This is a genomic window from Blautia sp. OF03-13 (assembly GCF_003460685.1).
Lineage (GTDB): Bacteria > Bacillota > Clostridia > Lachnospirales > Lachnospiraceae > Fusicatenibacter > Fusicatenibacter saccharivorans.
Genome location: NZ_QTVR01000001.1, coordinates 105,459 through 130,176, shown reverse-complemented (window position 1 = coordinate 130,176; position 24,718 = coordinate 105,459). Strand labels below are relative to the sequence as shown.

At 47.3% G+C, this 24,718-nt stretch carries 24 protein-coding genes and 1 pseudogene; all 25 read left to right on the top strand.

Annotation, left to right across the window (positions count from 1 at the left end; translation table 11 throughout):
* Positions 1-8 precede the first annotated feature (8 nt).
* The 25 genes and pseudogenes from miaA to dtd all read left to right on the top strand — a co-directional run bounded on the left by miaA (position 9) and on the right by dtd (position 24,675).
* Positions 9-986: a tRNA (adenosine(37)-N6)-dimethylallyltransferase MiaA gene (gene miaA, locus DXA55_RS00655; protein ID WP_117812849.1), complete on the top strand. Its 978-nt coding sequence runs from the start codon at positions 9-11 to the stop codon at positions 984-986.
* Positions 987-1,058: 72 nt separating this feature from the next.
* The gene (locus tag DXA55_RS00650) at positions 1,059-1,682 is read left to right on the top strand and encodes an IS607 family transposase (RefSeq protein WP_173815434.1); all 624 of its coding nucleotides are present in this window, start codon (positions 1,059-1,061) and stop codon (positions 1,680-1,682) included.
* Positions 1,645-2,808 carry an RNA-guided endonuclease InsQ/TnpB family protein gene (locus DXA55_RS00645; RefSeq protein WP_117812793.1) on the top strand — a complete coding sequence of 388 codons (1,164 nt, stop codon included), beginning with the start codon at positions 1,645-1,647 and terminating at the stop codon, positions 2,806-2,808. The genes DXA55_RS00650 and DXA55_RS00645 overlap by 38 nt, the downstream gene beginning before the upstream one ends.
* A 191-nt stretch (positions 2,809-2,999) precedes the next feature.
* Positions 3,000-4,286 (top strand): methionine gamma-lyase family protein, encoded by a 1,287-nt coding sequence (locus DXA55_RS00640; RefSeq protein WP_117812792.1) that lies wholly within the window; start codon positions 3,000-3,002, stop codon positions 4,284-4,286.
* Entirely contained in the window at positions 4,286-5,473 is a 1,188-nt protein-coding gene (locus DXA55_RS00635) for an NAD(P)/FAD-dependent oxidoreductase (RefSeq protein ID WP_199605729.1), read from the top strand. The genes DXA55_RS00640 and DXA55_RS00635 overlap by 1 nt, the downstream gene beginning before the upstream one ends.
* Complete coding sequence (locus DXA55_RS00630) at positions 5,470-7,083, top strand: NAD(P)/FAD-dependent oxidoreductase (RefSeq protein ID WP_117812791.1); 1,614 nt, start codon at positions 5,470-5,472, stop codon at positions 7,081-7,083. The genes DXA55_RS00635 and DXA55_RS00630 overlap by 4 nt, the downstream gene beginning before the upstream one ends.
* A gap of 94 nt (positions 7,084-7,177) precedes the next feature.
* Entirely contained in the window at positions 7,178-7,867 is a 690-nt protein-coding gene (radC, locus tag DXA55_RS00625; RefSeq protein ID WP_022462847.1) for a RadC family protein, read from the top strand.
* A gap of 56 nt (positions 7,868-7,923) precedes the next feature.
* Positions 7,924-8,937, top strand: a complete 1,014-nt coding sequence (locus DXA55_RS00620) for a rod shape-determining protein (RefSeq protein ID WP_055217830.1) — start codon at positions 7,924-7,926, stop codon at positions 8,935-8,937.
* Between the two features lie 21 nt (positions 8,938-8,958).
* Complete coding sequence (gene mreC / locus DXA55_RS00615; protein ID WP_055228139.1) at positions 8,959-9,810, top strand: rod shape-determining protein MreC; 852 nt, start codon at positions 8,959-8,961, stop codon at positions 9,808-9,810.
* Positions 9,811-10,338: a rod shape-determining protein MreD gene (gene mreD, locus DXA55_RS00610; protein ID WP_022462850.1), complete on the top strand. Its 528-nt coding sequence runs from the start codon at positions 9,811-9,813 to the stop codon at positions 10,336-10,338.
* Positions 10,323-13,307, top strand: coding sequence for a penicillin-binding transpeptidase domain-containing protein (locus DXA55_RS00605; RefSeq protein WP_117801154.1), 2,985 nt, complete (start codon positions 10,323-10,325; stop codon positions 13,305-13,307). Before mreD ends, DXA55_RS00605 begins: the two co-directional genes overlap by 16 nt.
* A 129-nt stretch (positions 13,308-13,436) precedes the next feature.
* Positions 13,437-14,215, top strand: a pseudogene (gene minD / locus DXA55_RS00600) (septum site-determining protein MinD).
* Positions 14,216-14,227: 12 nt separating this feature from the next.
* A complete protein-coding gene (locus DXA55_RS00595; protein ID WP_022462853.1) occupies positions 14,228-14,488 on the top strand; it encodes a cell division topological specificity factor MinE in 261 nt (86 codons plus the stop codon).
* Positions 14,472-15,668 carry an FtsW/RodA/SpoVE family cell cycle protein gene (locus DXA55_RS00590; protein ID WP_022462854.1) on the top strand — a complete coding sequence of 399 codons (1,197 nt, stop codon included), beginning with the start codon at positions 14,472-14,474 and terminating at the stop codon, positions 15,666-15,668. Before DXA55_RS00595 ends, DXA55_RS00590 begins: the two co-directional genes overlap by 17 nt.
* Positions 15,643-16,047, top strand: a complete 405-nt coding sequence (gene mgsA / locus DXA55_RS00585) for a methylglyoxal synthase (RefSeq protein WP_022462855.1) — start codon at positions 15,643-15,645, stop codon at positions 16,045-16,047. The genes DXA55_RS00590 and mgsA overlap by 26 nt, the downstream gene beginning before the upstream one ends.
* Positions 16,022-17,107, top strand: a complete 1,086-nt coding sequence (locus DXA55_RS00580; protein ID WP_242998322.1) for a D-alanyl-D-alanine carboxypeptidase family protein — start codon at positions 16,022-16,024, stop codon at positions 17,105-17,107. Before mgsA ends, DXA55_RS00580 begins: the two co-directional genes overlap by 26 nt.
* Before the next feature lie 221 nt (positions 17,108-17,328).
* Positions 17,329-17,748, top strand: a complete 420-nt coding sequence (locus tag DXA55_RS00575) for a hypothetical protein (RefSeq protein ID WP_022462857.1) — start codon at positions 17,329-17,331, stop codon at positions 17,746-17,748.
* Between the two features lie 204 nt (positions 17,749-17,952).
* Positions 17,953-19,236 carry an HlyD family efflux transporter periplasmic adaptor subunit gene (locus DXA55_RS00570; protein ID WP_117812790.1) on the top strand — a complete coding sequence of 428 codons (1,284 nt, stop codon included), beginning with the start codon at positions 17,953-17,955 and terminating at the stop codon, positions 19,234-19,236.
* A gap of 20 nt (positions 19,237-19,256) precedes the next feature.
* On the top strand, positions 19,257-19,952 hold the full coding sequence (locus DXA55_RS00565; protein ID WP_022462859.1) for a YggS family pyridoxal phosphate-dependent enzyme: 696 nt from the start codon (positions 19,257-19,259) through the stop codon (positions 19,950-19,952).
* A gap of 89 nt (positions 19,953-20,041) precedes the next feature.
* Positions 20,042-20,653: a cell division protein SepF gene (locus DXA55_RS00560; RefSeq protein WP_117508927.1), complete on the top strand. Its 612-nt coding sequence runs from the start codon at positions 20,042-20,044 to the stop codon at positions 20,651-20,653.
* 133 nt (positions 20,654-20,786) lie between these two features.
* Positions 20,787-21,899: a 3-dehydroquinate synthase gene (aroB, locus tag DXA55_RS00555; protein WP_055217839.1), complete on the top strand. Its 1,113-nt coding sequence runs from the start codon at positions 20,787-20,789 to the stop codon at positions 21,897-21,899.
* Entirely contained in the window at positions 21,889-22,425 is a 537-nt protein-coding gene (lspA, locus tag DXA55_RS00550) for a signal peptidase II (protein ID WP_022462862.1), read from the top strand. Before aroB ends, lspA begins: the two co-directional genes overlap by 11 nt.
* Positions 22,418-23,347 carry an RluA family pseudouridine synthase gene (locus DXA55_RS00545; RefSeq protein WP_117812789.1) on the top strand — a complete coding sequence of 310 codons (930 nt, stop codon included), beginning with the start codon at positions 22,418-22,420 and terminating at the stop codon, positions 23,345-23,347. Before lspA ends, DXA55_RS00545 begins: the two co-directional genes overlap by 8 nt.
* Before the next feature lie 173 nt (positions 23,348-23,520).
* Positions 23,521-24,159 carry a cytidylate kinase-like family protein gene (locus DXA55_RS00540; RefSeq protein WP_117812846.1) on the top strand — a complete coding sequence of 213 codons (639 nt, stop codon included), beginning with the start codon at positions 23,521-23,523 and terminating at the stop codon, positions 24,157-24,159.
* Between the two features lie 75 nt (positions 24,160-24,234).
* Positions 24,235-24,675, top strand: a complete 441-nt coding sequence (gene dtd, locus DXA55_RS00535; protein ID WP_117812788.1) for a D-aminoacyl-tRNA deacylase — start codon at positions 24,235-24,237, stop codon at positions 24,673-24,675.
* Positions 24,676-24,718 lie beyond the last annotated feature (43 nt).

Here is a 24,718-nt window from a genome sequence, read left to right as displayed (position 1 = left end):
TGATTTTTTTGAAAAAACCTTTGATTATCCTGACCGGTCCGACCGCTGTCGGCAAGACGAAGCTGTCGATTTCGCTTGCCAAAGCGGTGAATGGGGCCATTATCTCCGCGGATTCCATGCAGGTCTACCGCCATATGGATATCGGATCTGCCAAAATCCGCCCGGAGGAGATGCGCGGCGTTCCGCATTATCTGATCGATGTGCTCGATCCTTCCGAAGAGTTTCACGTCGTGAAGTTTGTGGAACTGGCGCATGAAGCGATGGAAAAAATATACGCCGCCGGACAGATTCCGATCGTGACGGGCGGCACCGGATTTTATATTCAGGCACTGCTAAAAGAAGTTGATTTCACGGAATCACACGGCGAGCTTCCAATCCGGAAAGAACTGGAAGAAAAGGCGGCGACAGTGTACGGTGCAGCAGAGCTGTATCAGAAATTATCGGAAGTTGACCCTGCATCCGCGGAGACGATTCATCCGAACAATGTCAAACGTGTGATTCGGGCGCTGGAATATTATTATGAAACGGGACAGAAAATCTCGGAGCACAACGAGGAGCAGAAACAGAAGGAATCCCCGTACTGTTCTGCTTATTTTGTGCTGAACGATGAACGTTCGATTCTGTACGACCGGATCGACCGGCGGGTGGATCAGATGATCCACGACGGACTGGTTGATGAAGTTTCCCGTTTGAAAGAAATGGGATACACGAGAGAACTTGTCTCCATGCAGGGTCTGGGCTACAAAGAGCTGTTCCCGTATCTTGCAGGGGAATGTTCACTGGAAGAGGCCATTTATATCATCAAGCGGGACACCCGTCATTTTGCCAAACGGCAGCTCACCTGGTTCCGACGGGAAAAAGATGTAATCTGGCTGAACAAGCCGGATTTTGCTTACGACGAAGAAAAAATATTATCCTATATGCTGGATTGCTGGAACGAAACCGTTTCGGCCGATGCAAAGGAAGAAGGAGGAAGTGTTAAGTGATTAACTAAGTTGACAAAAGATATAATAAGTGTTTAAATATACCTATGGAGGTGTACGATGAACACGTCAAATATCAGAAATTATAAACCAAAAGATTTTGCTGAATTATTAGGGGTTTCCGTCAAAACGCTGCAGCGATGGGACCGGGAAGGAATTTTAAAAGCCAACCGTACTCCAACAGACAGACGCTATTACACTTATGATCAGTACCTTCAATTTAAAGGAATTCATACAGAAGAGGATGAGCGGCAGGTAGTTCTTTACGCCAGGGTATCGACCCGAAATCAAAAAGATGATTTACAGAACCAGACAGCATTTCTGCGCCAGTACTGTAACGCAAAAGGAATGATTGTCGGCCAGTGTATCGAAGAGTATGGAAGCGGTTTAAATTATAACCGGCCGAAGTGGAACCGACTGCTGGATGATGTTATGGAACAGAAAGTAAAAACCATTGTGATTACACATAAGGACCGTTTTATCCGGTTTGGCTATGAATGGTTTGAAAAGTTCTGTATGAAGTTTCATACAACAATCATCGTTGTGAATAATGAATCCCTGTCACCGCAGGAAGAGCTGGTGCAGGATATTATTTCCATTCTTCATGTATTTTCGTGTAGATTATACGGACTGCGCAAGTATAAGAAACAGATAGAAAGAGATGAGGAAATTGCAGAAGAGCTTCAAGACGGAAATTAATCCGACGGATGAGCAAAAGCTGAAAATCCGCCGGACGATCGGGACATGCCGGTATGTTTATAACTTTTATCTGGACCAGAACAGAAAACGTTACGAGAAGGGTGAAAAGTTTATGAGCGGAAAATCCTTCAGCGTCTGGCTGAATAATGAGTATCTGCCCCAAAATCCGGAGTATGCCTGGATCAAAGAGGTCAGTTCCAAATCGGTAAAACGTTCTCTTGAAAATGCATGTACGGCATTTTCAAGATTTTTCAAAGGGCAGAGTCATTTTCCAAGATACAAAAAGAAAAATAAATCCAACGTCAAAATGTACTTTGTAAAAAACAACCGTACGGATTGTTTCTGCGAACGGCACCGGGTCAATATTCCCACCCTGGGATGGGTACGGATCAAGGAAAAAGGATATCTTCCGACAACGAAAGACGGATATGTAATTAAAAGCGGCACGGTTTCCATGCGTGCCGGAAGATATTACGTTTCTGTTCTGGTGGAAGTACCTGATCCACCAAAAGAAGAAAACCGGAATGAGGGGATTGGAATTGATTTAGGAATCAAAAGTTTTGCTGTGCTTTCTGATGGAACTGTTTATCAAAACATCAACAAGTCAGCAAAAATAAAGAAACTGGAAAAACAGTTAAGACGGGAACAGAGAAGTCTTTCCCGTAAATATGAAAGTTTAAAGAAAGGAGTGTCCACTCAAAGAGCGAATATACAAAAACAAAAGTTAAAGGTACAGCGGCTTTATCAGCGGATTGACAATATCCGCACCGATTATATTAAGAAAACAATTGCAGGGATTGTGAAAACCAAGCCATCCTTTGTTACGATTGAAGATCTGAATGTAAAAGGTATGATGAAGAACCGGCATCTTTCGAAAGCAACAGCATCGCAGAAATTCTATGAGTTCCGCACAAGACTGCAGGGAAAATGTGCAGAAAAAGGAATCGAACTGAGAATAGCAGACCGCTGGTATCCGTCCTCCAGACGCTGCCATAATTGTGGACAGATTCGAAAAGATTTAAAACTTTCGAATCGGGTTTACCAGTGCAGCTGTGGGTATTGCGAGGACAGGGATCTGAATGCGGCATTAAACCTGAGAGATGTGAAAACTTATCAGAGTGCGTAAGAAACGCAGAGATACATATGTACCGAAGGCCATTTCGGGAATTAACGACTGTGGAGTGTACCAGAACTTGTGAGTAGATACAGCTCCGGCTGGTCAAAAGCATACACGTTTGAAACAGTAAGTAGGATTCGTGAGAACTACAATATCTCGATATGAGTATATTTGATCATATTTTGAGTGGCAGAACAATCATGTTGACAGAAAAAGCTGCTATGTACAGCACACTTGGCATTTCCAAAGAGGTTTTCGCATTTGGAACGAAAATTGAGGAAGAATTAAAAGAGCGTTTTGCAAAAATTGATGAAATCGCAGAATACAACCAGTTAAAGGTCATCCACGCCATGCAGGCAAGCAAGGTCAGCGAGGCATGCTTATATGGAACCACAGGATACGGATACAATGACCTGGGACGTGATACGCTGGAGCAGGTCTATGCAACGTGCTTCGGCACTGAGGATGCACTGGTACGCCCGCAGATCGCCTGCGGAACCCATGCGCTTGCAACGGCGCTTTCCGGAAATCTCCGCCCGGGCGACGAACTGCTTTCTCCTGTTGGAAAACCGTACGACACCCTTGAGGAAGTGATCGGCATCCGCCCGTCCGTCGGATCTCTTGTGGAATATGGCGTAACTTACCGCCAGGTAGATTTAAAAGAGGACGGCTCTTTCGATTACGAAGGAATCAAAAATGCCATCAACAAAAAGACAAAGATGGTGACGATTCAGAGATCGAAAGGATATCAGACCAGACCGACGCTTTCTGTTACCCGCATCGGTGAACTGATTGCATTTATTAAAAATATCAAACCAGATGTCATCTGTATGGTCGATAACTGCTACGGTGAGTTCGTGGAGACGATTGAACCGACCAATGTCGGTGCAGATCTGATGGTCGGATCCCTGATCAAAAACCCGGGCGGCGGACTGGCTCCGGCCGGCGGTTACATTGTTGGAAAGAAAAAGTACGTGGAAAATGCAGCATACCGTCTGCTCTCCCCGGGACTTGGAAAAGAGGTTGGCGCAACACTCGGTGTGAACGGTTCCTTCTACCAGGGATTCTTCCTGGCACCGACCGTTACCGCAGCGGCATTAAAAGGTGCTGTCTTTGCTGCAAATGTTTATGAGAAACTGGGATTTGCCGTTGTTCCAAACGGAACCGAGAGCCGTCACGACATCATTCAGGCGGTAACCTTTGGAAAACCAGAAGGCGTCATCGCATTCTGCCAGGGTATCCAGGCAGCTGCTCCGGTCGACAGCTTCGTTTCCCCGGAACCTTGGGATATGCCAGGCTACGACAGCCCAGTTATCATGGCAGCTGGCGCTTTCGTGCAGGGCTCTTCCATTGAACTTTCTGCCGACGGCCCGATCAAACCGCCGTATGCTGTCTATTTCCAGGGTGGGCTTACGTGGCAGCACGCAAAATTCGGTATTCTGATGAGTCTTCAGAAACTCGCCGATGCCGGTATGGTGACATTATAATGGCAAAAGATGTGGTAATTATCGGCGGCGGCGCGAGCGGACTGATGGCGGCAATTTGGGCCTCACGTCTCGGTGCCGCGGTCACCGTTCTGGAAAAGAACGATAAACCGGGCAGAAAGCTTCTTGCGACCGGAAACGGACGGTGTAATTTTACCAATCGTTATCAGGATGCATCGTGCTACCGCACGGGAAATCAGGAGCGTGCATCACGGGTTCTCGAACAGTTTACCGAACAGGACACCGAACAGTTTTTTGAACAGCTCGGCATCCGCATCCGGAGCCGTGAAGGCTGGCTTTATCCGGCCAGCGAGCAGGCACAGTCCGTTCTTGAGCTGCTGATTTTGGAAGCCAGATTCCGAAAGGTAAAAATCAAGACACGGGAAACGGCTGTTGCAGTGGAAAAAGCCGAAAATGGTTATCTGGTGCGCACCGAAGGATGGCAGTACCCGGCTGACAGCGTCATCATCTGCTGCGGAAGCTGTGCTTCCCAGATCGCCGGTTCCGACGGAGATACACTTCGATTTGCCGATCAGCTTCAGCTCGCTTCGATTCCGTTTTTCCCGGCCCTCTGCCCGCTCCGCTGCAAAGGAAACCAGTTTTCCTCCTGGGCGGGTGTTCGGGTGCGCGCGAAGATTACGCTTCTGGTTGAAAATCAGGAGATTCTGACGGAACAGGGAGAGCTGCAGCTTACCGACTACGGTGTCTCCGGCATCCCGGTATTCCAGATTTCCCGGTTCGCTGTGCGCGCCTGCATGCAGAAAAAACGCGCTGAACTTCTCGTAGACTTCTTTCCGGAACTGACGGAATCGGAGCTTACTGCAGAATTTGTCAGACGGCAGGAAATCTGCCCGTATAAAGCGCCAAAAGAGCTTCTGATCGGCCTTCTTCCGGAAAAACTCATTCCGGTTCTGATCGGAAAGAAAAAGATTCCGGAAGAAATGGCAGGCGCCATCAAATCATATCGTTTACAGATCACCGGCCAGACCGACTTTGGAAAAGCCCAGGTGTGTGCGGGCGGCATCACGCTCGACCAGCTTACGGATTCTCTGGAATCGGTACAGCACCCTGGTATTTTCTTTGCGGGAGAAGCCCTGGACGTCGACGGCGTCTGCGGCGGCTACAATCTCCAGTGGGCCTGGTCCAGCGGAAGTGCAGCCGGAAGAGCTGCAGCAGGAGAACATTCATGATTCGGATACAGCAATTAAAGCTTCCAGTCACCCACACACAGGAGGAACTGGAACAGAAAATAAGAAAAACACTGAAAATCGGAAAACACGATCTGCAGGAAATTGAGCTCTTACGCCGCTCAATTGATGCCAGAAAGAAATCCGAATTAAAATACGTTTATCAGCTTGATGTAAAAGTAAAAGATGAGAATGCCGTACTGCGGAAGGCGAAAAATAACCAGATCGTAAAAGCGGAGAAAAAGCCATATGTGTTCCCAAAATCTGGAGAACAGACTCTTGTTCACCGGCCGGTTATTATCGGAAGCGGTCCGGCAGGACTTTTTTGTGCCTATGTTCTCGCAAAGCATGGCTACCGTCCGCTCGTTCTGGAGCGCGGCGAATCTGCAGAACAGAGAAAGAAAAGTGTCGATGCGTTCTGGAAAACCGGCGTTCTGAACCCGGAATCGAACGTACAGTTCGGAGAGGGCGGCGCCGGTACGTTTTCGGATGGAAAATTAAACACTTCGGTGAAGGATCCATCCGGCAGAAACCGTGAGGTACTCCGGATCTTCACGGAATGCGGGGCACCGGAAGAAATTCTGTACGATCAGAAACCGCACCTTGGCACCGATCAGCTCATCGGAATTGTGACAACAATGCGGAAAAAGATCGAGGCATGGGGCGGAGAAGTCCGTTTCGGAGCAAAAGTGACGGACTTTGGGATTGAAAACGGCAGACTCACTTCTGTAACCGTCAATGAAACCGAGAAGATTGCCGCGGAGACTGCAGTCCTTGCGATCGGCCACTCTGCACGCGATACCTTCTTTAAACTCTGCGAAAATAAGATCTCCATGGAAGCAAAATCCTTCGCTGTCGGCGTCCGCATTGAGCATCCGCAGAAGATGATCACGGAGGATCAGTACGGACCGGAGGCACCGGATTTCCTTGGGGCAGCACCGTATAAGCTCACCAATCAGTGTGAAAACGGAAGAGGTGTGTACTCATTCTGCATGTGTCCCGGCGGCTATGTTGTCAACGCATCCTCGGAAGCGGAACGCACCTGCGTCAACGGTATGAGTTATTCTGACCGGGAAGGTAAAAATGCGAACAGCGCTATGATTGTCACCGTAACACCGGAAGACTACCGCCCGTACCATGTAGAGGGAGCGCCGGACGTACTCGATGGTGTGGCATTCCAGAGAGCGCTTGAACACGCTGCGTGGGAAGCCGGAAAAGGCAAAGTTCCGGTGCAGCTTTTTGGTGATTTCTGTGAAAACAGAGTTTCTACAGCACTTGGAGAGGTAACCCCTTCCATCTGCGGAGAATGGACTTTCGCCAATCTGCGGGAAGTTCTTCCGACGTTTATCGGAGACTCCCTTGTGGAAGGCATTCGTGCATCTGAGCGGAAAATCCACGGCTTTTCCCGTCCGGACGCCGTTCTTTCCGGCGTGGAAGCGCGTACCTCGTCACCGGTCCGCATTGTAAGAAATGAAACGCTCGAAAGTCCGTCGCTTACCGGTCTTTACCCGTGCGGAGAGGGCGCAGGCTATGCGGGAGGCATCACTTCCGCAGCCATGGACGGATTAAAAACGGCAGAGGAAATTGCAAAAAAATATATGAATTTTTCATAATTCCTATACATCTGCGGAAAGTTGTGCTAGAATGATGGGTGATTCAAACCAATGTATTCCATGAAAATTCCCGGAAGAGTGGTGGGAGGAATACATGAGAAAAAATGGATTACGAAACCTGCCGACGATGGAACAGCCATATGAAAAATGCCTGGAAAACGGCCCGGAAAGTCTTTCCGACGCGGAGCTTCTGGCTGTCATTTTACGATGTGGGGCAAGGGGAAAAACATCCCTGGAGCTCGCAAGAGAAATTCTTTCCCTTCCCGGAAAAGAGGAGGGCCTGTTAGGACTCTATCACTGTACAAGACAGGAACTTCTGCAGATCCGCGGAGTCGGGGAAGTAAAAGCGATCCAGCTCCAGTGCATCGGTGAGCTTTCCAAACGAATGGCCGCGGCCGGAGCAAGAAAAGGTCTCTGCTTTCATGATCCGGCTTCCATTGCGGATTATTACATGGAACGTCTCCGCCACGAGGATCAGGAGGTTCTTCTCTGCATGATGCTGGACACAAAAAATCAGCTTCTCGGAGAAAAGGAAATCACAAGAGGAACGGTCAATGCGACGATGATTTCGCCGCGGGAGCTTTTTCTTGCGGCACTGCAGTTCCGTGCGGTTCATATTCTGCTGGTTCACAACCATCCAAGCGGAATCCCGGAACCAAGCGGTGACGATATTACCGTGACACGGCAGATCCGGCGGGCGGGCGAAATGCTCGGCATTACCCTGCTGGATCACATTATTATCGGGGATCACTGTTATACCAGTATGCTGGAACAGGGAATCTGATCCCGAAAATCCGAGGCAGAAATGCCCAAAGGAAGGGAACAAGTTAAAGGAACACGATGCAGATTCGAAATGTATACGGCATAGACCTTGGCACCAGTACCGTCAAAATCTATGACCTGAAGAAAGACACAATCACAAAAGAAAAAAATATGATTGCCATACGCAACCGCGAACAGGTGATTGCCGTTGGAAATTACGCATATGAAATGCACGAGAGAACGCCTTCCAATATCGAGGTAATTACCCCCATGAGCAACGGACGCATTGCGAATGTATTGATGGTAGAAGCCGTTTTGCACACGCTTCTCCATCGCTGTACGCGCCACATGGGATACCGCCCGGAGCTGTATTTTTCAGTTCCCTGCGATATGACAGAGATTGAACGGCGTTCTTATTATACGATTGCACATAAGGGAGCCTTAAAAAACTGCCGCATGTATCTTGTGGATAAACCAATCGCGGATGCGCTGGCACTTGGCATTCCGATCAACCGCACGAAGGGTTCCATGATTGTCAACATCGGAGCGCAGAGCACAGAGATTTCTGTTATCGCCAACGCGAGGGTTATTTTTTCCAGAATCATCCCGGTAGGCGGAAAACAGTTCAACGAATCGATATGCAATCTGAACCGACGCAAAAACAATTTCCAGATTGGCTCCAAAACAGCCAAACGTGTCAAGATTGCGCTGGCGGATCTTGGAACAGACAAAAAAGAGGCGCGGAAGGTGCGCGGCGTAGATGGTGCATCCGGTCTTCCAATGGAAGGGATCATTACTTCTTCCCTCGTAAACGAAGCACTCCTTTCCGGTGTTAATGAGATCGGCGAGGAAATCAAGCATGCGCTGGAGCGTACACCGCCGCAGATCCACGATCATATCCAGAAAGAGGGTATTTACATCACCGGCGGAAGCACAAGGATTCCGAACATTGACCGCTATCTTTCGAGACAGCTCGGCTGTCCGGTGCAGCTTTCCCAGTATTATGACCTCTGTACCATCTGTGGGCTCAAGGAACTGATCACGCACGATGCGCTGCATCGCTGGGCTTACACGGTAAATAAAAAGAAGTAAATCTATCAAAAAGGACCCGCTATGAATAAGAAGAAAAAATTTCAGCTAAAAAGCAAACATTTACTTTTCATCATGACGTTCCTGTGTCTCTCCGGCATTTTAGGCAGTGCAGCAGACAAAATGCCGGTCACGCCGATCCGGGAAGCCGCAGGCTTTGTGATCATCCCGTTTCAGAACGGAATTAACCAGATCGGTGCGTATTTGACAGACTGTCTGACCGGTTTCCAGAACGTCAAAAAACTGTCTGCCGAGAAAGAGGAGCTTGAACAGAAGGTCACGGATCTGACTGAGGAAAACAATCAGCTTGTACAGGAGCAGCAGGAGCTGCAGCGTCTTCAGGAGCTGTATCAGCTGGACCAGTCCTACTCGGAATATGAAAAAGTAGCAGCACAGGTCATCTCAAAGGATCCGGGCAACTGGTATGATACCTTTGTCATCAACAAAGGATCAAATGACGGGATTCAGAAAGATATGAACGTTATTGCAGACGGCGGCCTTGTTGGACTTGTTGAGGAGGTAAGTTCCAATTCCGCTACTGTCCGCTCTATCATTGATGACTCCAGTTCCGTGAGCGCCATGACAGCATCTACCTCGGATACGTGTATTGTATCGGGTGATCTGCGCCTGATCAGCGACGGAAAGCTTGCCTTTTCCCAGCTGAATACAACCGACACGGTAGCTGAGGGCGAAAAGATTGTGACATCGAACATCAGTGATAAATACCTCCGCGGTATTCTGATCGGCTATGTCAGTGAAATCACCGAGGACTCCAATCACCTGACGAAAAAGGGATACATCATTCCTGTTGTGGATTTTCAACATATTCAGGAAGTTCTCGTGATCAAAGAATTAAAACAGCAGGGAGGAGAGTAAATGCGCAGAAAAATCACGCTTGCCTTTCTGATTCTGGCAGCTTTCCTGTTACAGACAACTGTATTTCAGTATTTTCAGATCGCGTCCGTAACGCCGAACCTTCTTCTGATTCTGACGTCCGCCTTTGGGTTGATGCGCGGAAAAAAAGAGGGACTGATGGTCGGATTTTTCAGCGGTCTGATGATTGATCTGTTCTACGGCAGCCTGTTTGGATTTTACGCACTGCTCTACATGTATATCGGTTATCTGAATGGCTTTTTCTGCAAAGTCTTCTATGACGATGATATTAAGGTACACATTGTACTGGTCGCTGCCAGCGATCTTGTCTACAGTCTGCTGATGTATGTGCTGCAGTTCCTGCTGCGCGTGCGCCTGCACTTTTTCGATTATCTGGCGCATATTATTCTGCCGGAAATGGTATACACGGTAGTGCTCTCCATTCTGCTTTACCGGCTTTTATTTATCATCAACCGTAAACTGACCGAAAATGAAATGGAAGGACAACAGTCGCCATGGCTAAGAAGATAAGAAAACTTTTCCGCAGACTCGGTGAAAACCGCACCCTATTGCTTGGTGTGGTTTTCCTTGCTATGTTTGCCGTCCTGATCGGAAGACTTTTTATCCTGCAGGTGGTGCATGGAGAAGAGTATGCGGATAATTTTGAACTGCAAATCACAAAAACCAGAACCCTTGATAGTACAAGAGGAAATATTTATGACCGGAACGGAAAACTGATCGCTGGAAATAAGGTTTCCTACTCCGTAACCATCGAGGATAACGGAACGTACAACACGACAAAAGAACGTATTCTCTCTCTGAACGCAGAACTCTATCGTCTCTGTAAGCTGATTCGTGCAAACGGAGACTCGATTGACACCAGCACCTTCCCGATTGAAGTGGATGAGAACGGTGCGTTTGTTTTTACAGGTGAAGAGGGAACGACCCGCGACCGTTTCCGTGCAGACATTTATGGACAGAAGAAAATCGACGATATGACGGCAGAACAGAAGAGTTCCAGTGCCGAAACGCTGATGACATTTCTTGCCGGACCGGACGGCTTTGGCCTGGATGCCTATTCTGACGATGAAAAATACGCATATTCTGCCAAAGATTTTGAAGAGTATGGTCTTCCATACCAGACAGACGAATCCGGAAATGCGGTCCTTTCTCTTTCCAATCAGGAGCGTCTGGAAATTCTGGTGATCCGCTATAAGATGAAACAGACGAATTATCAGAAGTATGTCCGCGTGACAGTTGCTTCCGGCGTCAGCAGCAATACAACTGCATCGATTGCAGAGAATGAAGATGTTCTGCAGGGTGTCAGCATTTCGGAAGATTCCGAGCGTGTATATTATGACGGAAAGTATTTTTCCTCTCTGATCGGTTATACGGGCCAGGCGTCCTCAGACGAGCTGACAGAACTGAATGAAGAGCTGAAGAGCCAGGGAAAAGAAGAAACGTATTCCACGGAATCCATCGTCGGAAAATCTGGTCTGGAACAGTATATGGAGACAATCCTTCAGGGAACCGACGGATCAGAAGAGATTATCGTTAATAACGTCGGAAAAGAGCTGGAAACGGTAGAAGGATCCCTGGTTGAGCCAAAACAGGGAAATAACGTCTATCTTTCGATTGATTATGACCTGCAGATTGCGGTATATAAAATTCTGGAACAGAGAATTGCCGGCATTCTGAAACAGTATCTGAGTGATGTAAAATCCGTTGATACCTCAACACTTGCCAATACGGATGCCGTTCCGATTCCAATTTACGATGTATACAATGCACTGATCGAAAACAGCACGATTGATATTTCCCATTTCTCGGCGGCGGATGCCACGGAGCGTGAGCAGCGGATCTATGCACTGTTCCAGCAGAAGCTCCAGCAGGTGCTTGCCGAGATTACGCAGGAACTAACCGTTGAAACAGCAACCGTTTACAACGACCTTAGCGATGAAATGCAGGAATATGAGACCTTCATCGTGGATAAGCTGCTTTCCAGTACGATGGGTATTCTTTCTTCAACAGCAATTGATGAGAAAGACGCCACCTATCAGGCATGGAATGACGGAACGATTTCTCTTCGTGATTATCTGACGTATGCGGCAAGCCAGAACTGGATTGATGTCTCAGCACTGACGCAGGATGATGCCTACCTGGATTCTCAGGAGGTTTATCAGAAGCTGACGGAGGTTATTCTGGACCGTCTGGCAAACAATACAACATTTGCAAAAAAGATGTATCACTATATGCTGCTGCAGGATATGCTCGATGGCTATGATATCTGCAATCTGATGTATGATCAGAACCTTCTGACGAAAGAGGATGACGATTATGCCGCTTATGTTGCAGGAAATATGACACCGTTCCAGCTTCTGTCCGATAAAATCGCCAAACTGGAAATCACCCCGGCACAGCTTGCACTCGATCCGTGTTCCGGTTCTGCTGTCATTACGGACCCGAATACCGGTGCTATTTTAGCCTGTGTTTCCTATCCTGGCTACGACAACAACCGCCTGGCAAACCAGATGGATACCGCATACTGGGCAAAATTGAATACCGATGAATCCAGCCCGCTGTACAACAAAGCAACCCAGCAGAAGACGGCTCCTGGTTCCACCTTTAAACCGCTGATGGCGGTTGCCGGATTAAGCGAAGGCATAATTACTCCGACCAGTACCATCAACTGCAACGGTCTGTTCGGGGAAGGACTTGTCAACGAATCTGACTATGTCCACTGCCATCAGTTGAGCGGCCACGGAGATCTGAACATTGTCGGTGCCATCCAGAACTCCTGCAACGTGTTCTTCTGTACGCTTGGATATCGTCTGGGACTCGATGAGAACGGCACCTTTAAACAGAAGCGCTCTCTGGAAATGATCCAGAAATATGCCGATATGTTTAAGCTGGATGAAAAGACTGGAATCGAAATTTCGGAAACCGATCCGAATGTAACCGATTCCCTCCCGATCCCTTCCTCGATTGGTCAGGGTACCAACAACTATACGACGACACAGCTTGCACGCTATGTCACAACGATTGCAAATTCCGGTACGGTTTATAATCTTTCCCTTCTGCAGAAAGCAACGGATTCGGATGGCAATGACATCGATATGGGCGCAGATTTCGGCCCGACGGTAAATTCAGAAATGGATGTTGATTCCAACATCTGGGATCTGGTACACGAAGGCATGCGAAAAGTAATCAGCGTATCCAATGCGGCCATTTTCCCGGAATCCTGGCCGGTAGAGCTTTCCGGAAAAACCGGTACCGCGCAGGAAGACCGTACACGTGCAAACCATGGACTGTTTATCGGCTTCTCTCACTATGAGAGCAGAGACGATATTGCTCTTGCCGTCCGCATTCCGTTTGGATATTCTTCTATGAACGCAGAGTTGGTAGCTAAGGATATCTTAGATTATTACTATGGCCTCTCAGACGATATTCTGTCCGGTCAGGCAAACTCCAACGGTGTTGCAAGCGTGAGAGCAGACTAAGGAATTTTTCCGGCAGAAACGAAGCCTGGGAAGAAAGCTGCAAAAGAGAAAGGATGCGTTTTTAAACAAAGGTTTGGACGCATCCTGCGGCATGAAAATGCAGAACAGTTTTCAACAAGGAGGTTCCAGATGAGTGAAGTCATTGTAATTACATCAGGAAAAGGCGGCGTCGGAAAGACGACAACCGCAGCAAATATCGGAATCGGGCTGGCACAGCTTGGAAAGAAAGTTGTGATGGTAGATACCGACATCGGTCTTCGAAACCTGGATGTCGTGCTCGGCCTTGAAAACCGGATTGTCTACAATCTTGTGGATGTTGTGGAGGGCAACTGCCGGATGAAGCAGGCGCTAATCCGCGACAAACGGTACGAGCAGCTCTACCTTCTCCCGTCTGCCCAGACGAGGGACAAGACAAGCGTAACGCCCGAGCAGATGAAAAAACTCTGCGATGAATAAAACAGAGCTTTGATTTTGTTCTTCTTGACTGTCCGGCAGGCATTGAGCAGGGATTTGCAAATGCAGTTGCCGGTGCCAATAAGGCAATTGTTGTGACTACGCCGGAGGTTTCGGCCATCCGGGACGCGGACCGCATCATCGGCCTTCTGGAGGCGCAGGATCTGAGGGATATCTCTCTTGTCATCAATCGTATCCGGCCGGATATGGTAAAACGCGGTGAAATGATGTCGGTGGATGATGTACAGGAAATTCTTGCTGTTCCGCTGCTCGGCATTCTGCCCGATGATGAGCAGGTAGTAATCGCCACCAACCAGGGCGAAGCGATCGCTGGAAGCGGTTCCAAGGCAGGAGAAGCCTTTACGAATATCAGCCACAGGATCCTCGGGGAGAGTGTTCCCTACTTGGATCTTGACAGCAAAAAGGGATTTTTCCGCCGCGTATTCGGGCGATAGGAGGGAACTGGTATGGGTTTATTTTCAGGCAGAAAGCCGCACTCCGGCCTCGTTGCAAAAGAACGTCTGTCCAATCTTTTAATGGCAGAACGTCTGAACTGTTCTCCGGCATCGCTTCAGATGCTGAAAAATGATCTTTCTGCTGCTGCAGGAAAATACCTTACCGTTGAGGCGGATGAAATTTCCGTCACCATTACACAAACAACCCCTGTCATACTGACAGCGAAAATACCATTGAAAAGAAACGAGGAGTATCATGTTAAGACGATATAAGCTGAAAAATTATAATTTCCGGCTGGTCATTCTTCTGATTGCCATCAGCATTATTGGTGTGCTTCTGATCGGAAGTGCAGACAGTGCAGACCAGAAAAAACAGGCCATCGGAGTCGTATTGGGCGTAGTCATCATGATTATTGTCTCTTTGCTTGACTATAGCTGGCTTCTGAATTTTTACTGGGTTCTTTACATCGGAAATCTGATGATGCTTGGCGTTCTTTATCTCGGCGGTTCTACCGCAAAAAACACGTTTGGTGCGACCCGTTGGATTCAGATCGGAAGCTTTCAGTTTCAGCCGACCGAGCTGTCAAAAATCTTTCTGATCATGTTTTTTGCGATGTTTCTGATGAAGCATGAAGAAGATCTGAATACGGCGAAAACCATTTTTACCGCGATCGGGCTTCTGATTCCGCCGCTCGTTATGATTTACCGTCAGCCGGATTTGAAAAATACGATTACGGTCATGGTTCTGTTCTGCTTTATGATGTATGTGGCGGGCTTAAGCTACAAAGTTATCGCCGTTGTTCTGGTTTCCGGTTCAGCACTGGTACTTGCGCTTCTGCTTGTCATTACGCAGGTGAATTTCCAGCTTCCGGCGGCTCTTGACAAGACGATTGGTTATCAGCTTGGGCGAATTCAGGACTGGTTAAGCGATGATGCCGACAACGCCGACGGCCGTCTCCAGCAGCAGAATTCCATTACAGCCATCGGTTCCGGAAAGCTGACCGGAAAAGGACTCAACAACAATAAAGTTTCTTCCGCAAATAAGGGAAATTTCGTTTCCCAGAACCATAATGACTTTATTTTTGCAGTGGCAGGAGAGGAACTTGGTTTCTTTGGATGCTGCGGAATCATCCTGCTCCTGTTCCTGATTCTCGTCGAATGCATCCGGACTTCCCGGAAAGCAAAAGATCTGTCAGGAACGTTGATCTGCTGCGGTATGGCAGGACTCATTGCCTTTCAGAGCTTTCTGAATATCAGTGTTGCAACCGGAATCCTGCCGAACACCGGTACACCGCTTCCGTTCGTCAGCTATGGACTGACATCCCTTGTAACACTTTACATCGGAATGGGGCTTGTCCTGAATGTCGGACTGCAGAACCGGGATTTTGTAACCAGAAACTATGAATTACTAAGGAGGAAAACCATCAATGAACATCGGATTGATCGCGCATGATGCAAAAAAAACGCTGCTTCAGAACTTGTGTATCGCCTACCGCTCGGTACTTGCCAAGCATACTCTTTACGCAACCGGAACTTCCGGCCGTCTGGTAGAAGAGGCAACCGGACTTAACGTCCGCAAATATCTGGCTGGACACGTTGGAGGCGTTCAGCAGATGGGTTCTCAGATTGAACAGAATGATCTGGATCTTGTGATTTTCCTGCGGGATCCGGAACAGCCGAAACAGCATGAGCCGGATGTCCATCGGATTATCCGTCTCTGCGACGTACACAGCATTCCGCTTGCCACCAATCTTGCAACGGCAGAAATGCTGATCAAATCATTAGACAGAGGAGAAATGGACTGGCGTGAAATCTACCGGAGAAACGACTAATACTACAGAAAAAGAACAGAAACTGCCTGTAACGGAGAAAAACGGGACTGCTCCGGAAAAAACCGAACATATTTTAAACCGCCTGATCATCGGCGCGGGTGTCTGTGTTGCTGTTATTGCAGTTCTGATCGGTGTGAAACTGTACCGTCAGGACCGCCAGATGGACATTACAGAGCCGTTTGCGCGAAGTATGGTGCTCGCCTCCGATCCGCTTTCGGCAGAAAAACGGTTTCAGGCTGAAACGCTCTCTGCCGATCTCTGTGTCGGTGAGACGAGCGTACCGCTGAATGATATCTCGTTTTCTTCACAGGTAAAGGCCGGACTGTTTGATCTGGATCACAAAAAAGTATTGTTCGCGCAGAATATGTATGATCAGGTCTACCCAGCCAGCATCACGAAGATCATGACGGCTCTCCTTGCCATGGAATACAACCAGCCGGATACGCAGGTAACGATCACAGAAGAGGATCTTGCGCTGGAAGATGGATCCCAGATGAGTGGACTGGCCGTGGGCGATACGGTAACGATGGATCAGCTTTTCCATGCATTGTTGATTTATTCTGCCAACGATGCTGCTATGGCGATTGCCCGCCAGGTAGGCGGAAGTGTAGAGAATTTCGTTCAGATGATGAACGATAAGGCAGCTTCCCTTGCCATGACCGGTACGCATTTTGCAAACCCGCACGGTCTTCACAATGAGAATCATTACACTACTGCATATGATGTTTATCTGATGCTGTATGCTGCCTATCAGCATACGGAATTCCAGAATACGATGTCAATGTCTTCCTACACGCTGAACATGACGCATGCGGACGGTACGGCGGGAACGATCTATTTAAGCTCCACGGACAAATATCTGACCGGAGAGAAAAACGCACCGGAAAATGTGACGGTGCTCGGCGGAAAAACCGGAACGACCGATGAGGCCGGTTCCTGCCTGGCACTGGTATCCCAGAATGCATACGGAGAACCGTTTATCTCTGTCATTCTTCATGCATCAACAAAAGTGGAACTGTACGAGGACATGAACACTCTTCTTTCCAATATCAACTCCTGACGTAATCTTTTTGCAATCCCCCGGACGGCGTTTTTTCTGCCTATCCGGGAGATTGTCGTATCCGTTCAGAAAAACAGAGTTCCTTTCCCTGCGAATTAGAAGATTTTTCAGAATTTTTTCATTTTACCATTGAAAACGTTGGTGAATTGTACTATAATCAAACCATGAACTTAAAGGTTTTTGGTGAAAATATCTTATTCTAATCTAAGGAGGAAACTGCTATGGTTCAATTAATTGTAGGCAAGAAGGGAAAAGGCAAAACAAAACAGCTGTTAGACAAAGTAAATGCAGAGGTAAAAACCGCAAACGGAAATATCGTGTATATTGACAAGAGCACAAAGCACATGTTTGAATTAAACAACAAAGTACGTCTGATTTCCGCAACCGACTATCCTCTGAAAAACAGTGATGAATTTATCGGATTTATCTGCGGTATCGTTTCTCAGGACCACGATCTCGCAAGCGTTTATCTCGACAGCTTCCTGAAAGTAGCAAAACTGGAAGGAGAGGACATCACAGATTGTGTTGAACAGCTGGAAGGCATTGGCAAGCAGTATAACATTACCTTCGTATTAAGTGTCTCCATGGATAAAGAAGAGCTTCCGGAAGGCATGCAGGATAAGATTATCGTTGCACTGTAACCAAAACTGTATTATAATAATTGCATAGCGACAAAACCAAAGGACGGCGCTTACGGCACCGTCCTTTTAGCGCATGGATTAAACAATAAAAGGAGCATACATTTTGTCTAAGCAGAAAAAGAACAGCCGCCGGCATTCGAGAATCCGTTTCCCTTTTCCGGCGTTGAATATTGGAAATATCATCTTTGGAGCCTTTTTTTCTATATGGCAGTTTCACTTTTCTTTTACCTGACCGCCGATCATATCAAATCTTTTCAGGTTGTGCAGGGAACTTTATCCCGGAATGATACCTATACCGCATTCGCCATGCGGACAGAGAGTGTGCAGCTTTCCTCCGGCAGCGGATATGTTCAGTTCTATACCCCAAATGCATCGAAAATCAGCCGCGGAAGCGCTGTTTACGGGATTTCCGCAACAGAAAATGCCGATACCTCTGGTATTTCGGCAGATGCGGCAACGAGAACGTCGCTTCGTTCCTCGCTCGCACGTTTTTCTTCTGATTATGATTCCAGTTCCTTTTCCGGCATTTATCAGCTGAAAACAGAACTTTCCGCAAAGCTGCTTGCCGCTGCCGCTGAAAACGGAGACTCCTCATCACAGACGATATTTTATGCAGATCAGGACGGTGTTGTCGTCTACGGCAGTGATGGATATGAAAGCTATACGGAGGACAGCCTTACGCCGGAGCTTTTCTCTACGAAAGCCTCTGTGGTTTCCTTTGATTCCGGCGCGCAGACGGAGCCTGGAAATGCAGTATACCGTCTGGTGACAGATGAGCAGTGGGAAATTGCCGTTCCGGTGACGAATAAGCAGGTCGTTACACTTTCCAATTTCAGTACGATAAAAGTTAAATTTCTGAAAGACGGAAAAACACAGACGGGAACACTGAATCTAAAGTCCATTAACGATCAGAACTATGCTGTCATTTCGTTTACAAGCGGGATGATCCGTTATGCGGAAGACCGTTTTCTTTCAGTAGAGCTGGTCACAAACACTGGAAGCGGACTGAAAATTCCAAATACTGCCATCACGAAAAAAGATTTCTATAAAATCCCGGCGCAGATGCTCGTACAGGGCGGAGACAGCAATTCTTCCGGTTTCCTGCGGGAAAAGACCGATAAAAAAGGAAATGTCATGCTGGATGATAACGGACAGCCGGTGACAGAATTTGTAAACGCCACGATCTATGAGCAGGTCAATGATGAAAATGATAATCCGGTCGAATATTACGTCGACATGGCCGCTTTTAATGATGGAGATATACTTTGTGCACAGGATTCCGCCACAACGTATCAGATTGGAGAAACGGTTCCGCTGCAGGGTGTTTACTGCATCAACAAAGGATATGCTGTATTCCGCAAAATTCAGATCGTCGATCAGAATGCGGAGTATTCTATCATAAAAAAACAAACGCAATACGGCATTTCGCAGTATGATTATATTGTGGAAAATGCATCCACCGTCAGTGAAGAAGATATTGTGCATTAAATACTGGAGGTTAGAAAGATATGCTGAAAGAGAACTATGAAGAAGTCCAGAAGAAAATTACAGAAGCCTGCAAAAGAGCCGGACGGAACCGGGAGGAAGTTACCCTGATTGCGGTCAGCAAGACAAAACCGGTCGAAATGCTTTCCGAAATCTATGATCTTGGCGAACGCAATTTCGGTGAAAACAAAGTGCAGGAGCTGACAGAAAAAGAGGAAGTGCTGCCAAAGGATATCCACTGGCACATGATCGGTCATCTGCAGCGGAATAAAGTAAAATACATTGCAGGAAAAGTTGCCCTGATTCATTCTGTCGATTCTCTTCGTCTGGCAAAAACAATCAGTGAGGAAGCGGTAAAGCACAACTGCGAAATCCCGATCCTGATCGAGGTAAACGTTGCCGGCGAGGAAAGCAAGTTTGGTGTCTCCGTAGAGGAAACCCTTCCATTGATTGAAGAAATCGCAAAACTTCCGGCAATTCATGTGGAGGGACTTATGACCATTGCACCGTATGTGGAAGATCCAGAAGAAAATCGTCCGGTTTTTCGCAAATTAAAGGAATTAAGTGTTGACATTGCCGCCAAAAACATTAATAATGTACGTATGGCCATTTTGAGCATGGGCATGACCGGCGATTACGAAGTAGCAGTAGAAGAAGGCGCCACTTTAGTACGGGTTGGAACCGGAGTCTTTGGCGAACGGGATTACAGTAAAAGATAACAGGAAGCCTTTCCAAGAAGAGTGACCCCGCGCATTCTGCACGGCTGTCTGGCCAAATGCCACAGGACTAAAAATAGGAGAGTATAAGAATGAGTGTTTTAGACAAATTTCTGGATGCCATCCGGCTGAACGACGATTACGAGGAAGAGGATGCTGATTCGGATAGCTTCTTCGATGAAGAAGACGATGATATAGAAGAAAAACCAAAGAAACGTTTCTTCCGTAAACTGGAGAACGAGGATGAGGACGAAGAGGAAGAGCTGCAGGCGAAACCGGTTCACACTGCACCGCGTAAACAGCCGGCGCCAAAGACCACCGCTTCAAGCCAGGCTGCTGCTGCACGAGCTCCAAAGCCAGCTGCCCCGGTTTCCTCGAAAGTTACTCCAATGAGAAAGAAAGCAGGTGCATTAAATATGGAAGTATGCGTCATCAAACCGGCTTCCATGGAGGATACCCGTGAAATCGCGGATACGCTTCTGGCCGGATGTACCGTTGTCCTTAATTTAGAAGGCATTGATGTGGATATTGCCCAGAGAATCATTGATTTCTGCTGTGGTGCATGCTACTGCATGAGCGGAAGTCTGCAGAAAGTTTCCAGCTATATTTTCATCCTGACACCGTCCAGTGTAGAAATTTCCGGCGACATCCAGGATATCTTAAGCGGAGCTTTTGATCTTCCAAATATCCGTACCGATTATTAAAGAAAATTATCTTTGCAGTAAATTAAAATGGATCCACTGGATCAATTATTGATTTACTTAGTAACAAAGGAAAAGCATCAGATGCAGGATTCTGATGCTTTTTTCATGAAAGAACATACAGGAGGCATAAATTATGAAAACACTTACCGTTAAAAGAGAAGGCACATCTACTGAATTTTCTTATGAAATTGTCTGGGACGGCAGCTACGAACGCCTCGCCGGCTGTGTGGAGAACTTAAAACTCCCTGCAAAAAAGGCCTGCATTGTCACAGACAGCACGGTTTCAGAACTGTATCTGGAAGAGGTAAAAAATGTACTGTCCCCGCTGTTTGAGACCGTAACCGCATTTGTTTTCCCGGCTGGTGAAGCAAGCAAAAATCTGGATACCGTCAAAGATCTGTACACGCATCTGATTGAAAACCACTTTGAGAGAAAAGACATTTTATTCGCACTCGGCGGCGGTGTCGTTGGGGATCTGACCGGCTATGCGGCGGCAACGTATCTGCGCGGCATTGATTTCATCCAGCTTCCGACGACACTGCTTGCACAAGTAGATTCCAGCGTTGGAGGAAAAACGGGCGTCGATTTCGACCAGTACAAAAATATGGTCGGTGCATTTCATCATCCACGTCTTGTCTATATGAATATGGCAACCTTAAAATCCCTGAACGGCGAACAGTTTGCCTGCGGTATGGGAGAAGTCCTGAAAACAGGTCTGATCCGCGATGAAAAATTCTACATCTGGACCATCAATCACATGTCTGAGATCGAAGAGCGGATTGAGCCGGTATTAACGAAAATGATCCAGAAATGCTGCGATATCAAACGCCAGGTTGTAGAAAATGACCCAACAGAACAGGGAGAGCGTGCCGTTTTAAATCTTGGCCATACGATCGGTCATGCCATTGAAAAGCTCAAAAACTTCGAACTGCTCCATGGCCAGTGCGTTGCACTTGGAACCGTTGCTGCTGCCTATATTTCCTACAAGAGAAGTTATCTCTCCGATGAAGAGTTTTACGAGATTCGTGATATGAACGTCGGTTTCTATCTGCCAATCACCGTGGACGGCCTGAAATCGGAAGATATTCTGGCTGCAACAAAATCGGACAAGAAAATGGAACAGGGTACGATCAAATTCATCCTTCTGGAGTCTGTCGGCCATGCTGTGGTGGACCGCACGGTTACAGATGAAGAAATGCTGGAAGCTATCAATTCTATTAATGGAGATCTGATCGATGAAGAGTAAAAAACTTTCTCCGCTGGCCGTTTATCTGGTTTGCGCGGCAGCGATTGTCCTTCTGCTTGCAGCAGATCAGTATACAAAATCACTGGCAGTGCAGTATCTGAAGGACCAGCCGTCGATCGAGCTCATTCCAGGGGTTTTGGAGCTGTTTTATCTGGAAAACCGCGGTATGGCATTCGGACTTCTGCAGGATCAGTACTGGCTGTTTGCTATGATGACGGTATTGTTTCTGATCGTTATGGTGATCGTCTTTTACAAGCTTCCAAAGACACGCCGCTTTTTACCGCTTTTTGCCGTGCTGACTGTTCTGACGGCTGGTGCGGTCGGAAATTTTTACGATCGTTTTCTGAATCACTATGTCGTTGATTTCATCTACGTTTCGCTGATCAACTTTCCGGTTTTTAACGTAGCTGATATTTATGTCACCGTATCGGTCGCTGTCTTTTTACTGCTGTATCTGTTGTACTACAAGGACGAAGACTTCGCATTTCTGCATAAAAACGCCAAAAAGGAGGAGTCCGATGGCTGAAGAAGAACGGATTTTGGAAGTTACACCGGATTTTGACGGAAAACGGATTGATCAGTGCCTGGCCGCATCTTTTTCGGACTGTTCCCGTTCTTTTCTGCAGAAGCTTTTAAAAGACGGAAAGGTTTCGATCAACGGAAAAACGCAGAAAGCAAGCAGTAAGGTTGCCGCCGGTGATGCCGTTCTGGTGCTTCTGCCGGAACCGGAAGAACTGAACGTGGATCCAGAAAACATTCCGCTTGATATTCTGTACGAGGATGATGATCTTCTGGTCGTCAATAAGCCCAAGGGGATGGTCGTACATCCGGCGGCAGGACACAGCAGCGGAACACTGGTCAATGCGGTTCTGTATCACTGCCGCGGAAATCTCTCCGGCATCAACGGCGTTCTGCGCCCCGGAATCGTCCACAGAATCGATATGGACACAACGGGTGCCCTGGTTATCTGTAAGAGCGATTTCGCCCACCAGAGCCTCGCAGAACAGCTCTCTGTACATTCCATTACCCGAAAGTACCGGGCAATTGTCCATGGGAATCTGAAAGAGGACGAGGGAACCGTGCGCGGTGCAATCGGCCGCCATCCGACAGACCGGAAAAAGATGGCGATTAATGAACGGAACGGAAAACCGGCGGTCACACATTACCGTGTGCTGGAACGCTTTGGAAATTATACGTATATTGAATGCCAGCTGGAAACCGGCCGGACGCATCAGATCCGTGTCCATATGGCAAGTATCGGGCATCCGCTGCTTGGCGATGCGGTTTATGGCCCGAAGAAATGCCCGGTGAAAAACCTGCAGGGACAGACGCTGCATGCGATGGTACTTGGATTTATCCATCCACGGACCGGTGCCTATATGGAGTTTGAGGCGCCGATTCCGGAATATTTTTCCAATCTGTTGCTGCAGTTTCGAAAAAATGTCTGAAACTGCTTAAAAAGAATGATATTTCAAAAAGTATATAGTTAATTTGTATAAGTTTTATCAAAATGTTCTGTACTTTCTGTGAATTCTGTAGTATACTGGATGTAACGAAAAAACGCGAGTTACTACATCTGTGAAAGCAGATTATTGTGACGGAATGGAAAGGAGCGGATTATATGAAAACTATCATAACGATTGGACGTCAGTACGGAAGCGCCGGACATTCCATTGGTAAGATTTTAGCGGATGACCTGGGAATCAAGTACTATGACAAAGAGCTGCTGGAGAGAGCAGCAAAGGACAGCGGATTATGCCAGGAATTGTTCGAAAACCACGATGAAAAACCAACCAACAGCTTTTTATACTCTCTGGTTATGGACAGTTACTCCTTCGGCTATGGATCTACCATGATGGATATGCCGCTGAACCAGAAGGTATTTCTGGCACAGTTTGATGCCATCAAGAAGATTGCTCAGGATGGCCCGTGCGTCATCGTAGGCCGCTGTGCAGACTATGCACTGGAGGAAAATCCAAACGTACTGAGTATCTTTATCAAAGCAGATATGCAGGATCGTATCCGCCGTATCGCAAAGCTGTATGATCTTTCCGATGCAAAAGCAAAAGACAAGATCACAAAGATCGACAAACAGCGTGCAAGCTATTACAATTACTACACCAGCAAACGCTGGGGCGAGGTAGACAGCTACGATCTTTGCCTGAACAGCAGTGTATTCGGTATCGATGGAACCGTAGATATGATCAAACAGGCAATTGAAGTTAAAGAAGCGGGAATCCGCAAGATTTTCAGCACCTGATCAAAACAGAACATAGGAGAAACGACCCTCCTCTTAAAAATAAGAGGAGGGTCATTTTATGAAAGGATTTTAAAGATGAAAATTGTTATACAACGTGTAAAAAGAGCAAGTGTTTCGGTGGAAGAGAAGGTTGTCGGATCGATTCAGAAAGGTTTTCTGGTTCTGATCGGTGTCGGCCAGGGGGACGATGAAGCAACAGCAGACAAGTATATGAAAAAACTGCTGGGACTGCGTATTTTTGAAGATGAAAATGGAAAGACGAACAAGTCCCTGGCAGATGTGGATGGACAGCTTCTGATGGTTTCACAGTTTACCCTGTATGCCAACTGTAAAAAGGGAAACCGTCCAAGCTTCACGGAAGCAGGCGAGCCGCACAGAGCAGAAGAACTGTATGAATATATGGTCGCGAAAGCACGGGAACAGGTTCCTGTTGTCGAAACGGGAGTGTTCGGGGCTGAGATGGAAGTATCACTGGTGAATGATGGGCCGTTTACGGTGATCTTAGAGGATCTGTGAAACCTGTTTTTGTCTAGAGATAGTGTACCATCATCGTACTGAA